Source organism: bacterium (genome assembly GCA_009926305.1).
In the GTDB taxonomy this organism is placed as follows: domain Bacteria; phylum Bdellovibrionota_C; class UBA2361; order UBA2361; family RFPC01; genus RFPC01.
Map to the genome: position 1 here is coordinate 1 of RFPC01000139.1, position 3,540 is coordinate 3,540.

Below are 3,540 nucleotides of genomic sequence, written 5' to 3' on the forward strand. Positions count from 1 at the left end.
CCCTTAATGCTTTAAGCACTTTAGCTTTGCTCATCTGATTACTCCTGACATAGACTCCACTTGTCGCCAAACTTGCCCAATGAATCAATCATTCGACTCATTTCAATGACAGCTTTTTCCATGTCTTTCGCTCTACCCATCACGAGCCCATTACAACGAATAGTCCACATAAGAATCTACCTTTCAACAGCTTGGAAAAGAACATCTGACATCACAAGCGTTTCCCAATTATAATCAGTAAAGATTTCTACGTCAGGACCATGGATATCTCTCTTTTCATCATAATACTGACTAATCAATCGAACACGATCTTCTTCTCCCTTACACAAGGCAAAGAACTCATGCCTGTCAACAGCTGCGGCACCATCAACAACAACAATCTTAATCCTACACAAACGAGGCATACCATTGAACGGTTCGAACTCATTCATAAGAACCTCCAATCATTTTAGCAGTTAAAAAAAAGATTAGAATAACTTATGACAAAGATAAAACATTCCTACACAAGCACTAAACGAAATAGTCAATCCAACAACCTCAATCATAAATACTCCATCTTCTGACTATAAACAACAAGAGACTTACCATCAATATGCTCTAAAGCAACAATCATAACATGCGCTTCTGCAAGACACTCATTCATCTCTTCCTCACAAAGAGCATCAATTTCAGCAACACACGCCCACGTCTCAAATCCTCCCTTGTCAAAGGTAACAAGAGCTCGCCCTTCTTTCTCAATCATATAATTGATGTCATTTACAAGACCAACATCAAGCTCTCCAGGAATCACACCACTAACAAATGCATCACGCTGAGCTTCAGTAATCGCATACATAACCATCTCCAATCATTTCAGCAGTTAAAAGTTTTTATTCCCAACCAACATAATGATTATACCACCCAATAAACATCCTTACATCTCAAAAAACATATGAGATACAATACCCACGTTCATCACGATCCTCTCCATTCCTAGCCAACACGTCATTAGACAACTCAAATCGCAACCACTCTCGCCTCACAAACACCTCATCCCCATCATCCCTATACAAAGCAACATACCTCTCCTCAACCTCGTCACGATCCCTCTCATCCCTCACCAACACATACCTCTCCTCCCTCCTCACAACCCTCTCCCCACTCGTCACCAAAAACGTCAACCGACACAAACGACTCAATACACTCACCAAAACCTCCAATCATTTCAGCAGTTAAAAAAAACTATCTCCACTCAAGGAATCAACCCCACTCTACCCAATAACACCACAATCACTCACTCCACCCTCTCAACCACCTTCCAATCACACACCCCAACCTCCTCACACACCACCCGCATCTCCATCCCCATCTCTCCCCCACTACCTACCCACACCTGACGCCGACGCTTCGCCACCTCTCCCACTACCCCCATCACCAAACCAAATGCTAAACATCCCACTAATACCCACAAATCTGTGGCCAATCCACCACTGCCACCTTTTATCTGATTCACTTTCTTCATTTTTTTGCTCTCCTTTCAAAAACAAATTAAATATTCTTCTACCACCCAAAACTAAACAAAAAATAACTCTCTCTAGACGACACGGGTTTTTGCTGCCCTAGCAGTCAGACTTGCAGTGTCAGCAGAATTTAACTTTTTATAGGCTCTGCGTACAATTTTCAGACATCAGGGCGAACTCTTGCGAAGACTTGGCGTCGTTGCTCGCAAAGGTCTTGTCGGGCGTTGACATCGTGAGGAAGATACGTTTGGAGCCAGAGGCGGGTATTGTTATCCAGTTCGCGATCGAGGCCGCTTTCAAAGATAAAGCATGCTTCTGCTTCTAGTGCAGTAGTGATGTTATTATTGAAGAAAGAAACATGTGTATCAGCAAATCGTTGTACGTCTGAACGTGTAATCATTATATAATCCTTTTATGTTTGATTTTGTTTATCTGTGCTGTTTTTATTTAGAATTACTAGTAATGGTTAGGGTCGGGTAGCAGAGATTAATCTGCGTTAACGTCGTAATTATTTCGATAGTTTTTGGAGAACTGTGTGTATTCGTAGCAGTAGTATTGGTAAGAAGCGTCGTCTTGGTGAACAGAAGCGGAGATGCGACGGAGTTCGCGGCTGAGACGCTGTCGGTCGATGATATTATTGGGGAGGTATTGGCGTAGCCAAGCAGAGGTTTCGTAAGAGTCGAAGTTTGTGGTGGCGTCATCACTTGCGAGAGCCATGGCTTCGAGAGCAAGGCTTTCCTCAGAAGAGTATCCGAAGAAGTGAGAGGTGAAGTCTGCTTCGAACTGAATTGCGTCGCGTGTGATTGCGTCAGACATCGTGACTCCTTTTGATTAGCTTTCGCCGGGGGCAGAGTGAATTAATTCGTTTATTGGAAAAGCAGAATTGTCACTTTTATTATAAAATGTACAATTCATATTTACAACTTGGCGGGCACCTGATGCCCTGTACAGCTCGGGTCCCTGTTAAGGGTGCTGTTTTTGGTAGGCTAAGTGAACATTTTGCTCCTTTTTGATTAGCTTTCCCCGGGGTCGGAGTCAAAAAAACGATTAAGAATTTGAGCGTATCCTGCGCATCATGTGCGAGAGGTTAGAGAGGGATATCGTCGGACTCGAGCTCCTCGTCGGCTGGGACAGCTTCGGGGAGTTCGGTCTCATCATCAGATGTATCGTTAGGGGTTGAGGGAGAAAGGGTCTCAAGGTTAAGGGAGTTAGGGGTGCCGTTGAGAGACTCGAGGTCAGCAACCTCGGCATCGGTGAGCTGAAGGATATGCTTTGGGTGGTCAGTCTTGGAGCCGTTGATACGAACCTCGAAGGCATGGAGGGGCTGAGCCTCAGAACCGCGAGGGCCGCTGTAGCGGATCCAAGCGAAGCCTGCGTTGCCAGTAAGCTCTTGGAAGTTGCTGACGTCTTCGCCCATGGAGCTGAACTCAGCGACCTTGTTGAAGAGAGCTGCGAAAGCAGGAGTATCAGGGAGAACCTTCATCCACTTTGCTCCGCGGCCTGCGTAGAGCTCCTTCTGAGCTGAACGCCAGCTGTTATCAGAAGAAGATGAGGAGCGACCACGAGACTGAACGTTGAGCTTAATCTGGTCCTCGACAGCCTGACGGAAACGAAGGAGAGAAGTATCAGCGCAGGTTGCGTAGAGAGAGGCGATAGTGTTGAGAGCTGCTGCGAACTCGGGGTTAGAGTTAAGGTGAGAATCGATCTGAGGATGACGAATCTTGCTGCTCATTTTTTAATCCTTTGGATTAAGAGGTTTTTATTTATTATTCCTTAATTGGAACATGGTTATTATAACTTTGAGAAATCTTTTTTACAACTTAAAGATTATTTTTTGTTTTGTTCTTCTGCAATCTTTTTTGCGAGTTTATCTGAAAACTTGTTGCTAATCTGTCGAATACGAATAACAACATATGCCGCAACGATTCCCCAGAAGGCAATTGAAATTAGATTTCCGTAAAATTGACCAAGCTGGGTTGGAGTAAGGTGATCGAACATTTTTTTCCTTTTTTATCTTTTTTGTTGTCCTTTATTCCTCACA

7 protein-coding genes are annotated in these 3,540 nt (G+C 44.1%); all 7 read right to left on the reverse strand.

What is annotated here, in order from left to right; all coding sequences use genetic code 11:
* Nucleotides 1-176: 176 nt before the first annotated feature.
* Nucleotides 177-431: a hypothetical protein gene (locus tag EBR25_12765; GenBank protein ID NBW41856.1), complete on the reverse strand. Its 255-nt coding sequence runs from the start codon at nucleotides 429-431 to the stop codon at nucleotides 177-179.
* Between the two features lie 110 nt (nucleotides 432-541).
* Complete coding sequence (locus EBR25_12770) at nucleotides 542-835, reverse strand: hypothetical protein (protein NBW41857.1); 294 nt, start codon at nucleotides 833-835, stop codon at nucleotides 542-544.
* 85 nt (nucleotides 836-920) lie between these two features.
* Nucleotides 921-1,100: a hypothetical protein gene (locus tag EBR25_12775; protein NBW41858.1), complete on the reverse strand. Its 180-nt coding sequence runs from the start codon at nucleotides 1,098-1,100 to the stop codon at nucleotides 921-923.
* A gap of 173 nt (nucleotides 1,101-1,273) precedes the next feature.
* Nucleotides 1,274-1,501 (reverse strand): hypothetical protein, encoded by a 228-nt coding sequence (locus EBR25_12780; protein NBW41859.1) that lies wholly within the window; start codon nucleotides 1,499-1,501, stop codon nucleotides 1,274-1,276.
* Between the two features lie 158 nt (nucleotides 1,502-1,659).
* Nucleotides 1,660-1,899, reverse strand: coding sequence for a hypothetical protein (locus EBR25_12785; protein ID NBW41860.1), 240 nt, complete (start codon nucleotides 1,897-1,899; stop codon nucleotides 1,660-1,662).
* Nucleotides 1,900-1,985: 86 nt separating this feature from the next.
* A complete protein-coding gene (locus EBR25_12790) occupies nucleotides 1,986-2,315 on the reverse strand; it encodes a hypothetical protein (GenBank protein NBW41861.1) in 330 nt (109 codons plus the stop codon).
* A gap of 271 nt (nucleotides 2,316-2,586) precedes the next feature.
* Nucleotides 2,587-3,231, reverse strand: coding sequence for a hypothetical protein (locus EBR25_12795; GenBank protein ID NBW41862.1), 645 nt, complete (start codon nucleotides 3,229-3,231; stop codon nucleotides 2,587-2,589).
* Nucleotides 3,232-3,540 lie beyond the last annotated feature (309 nt).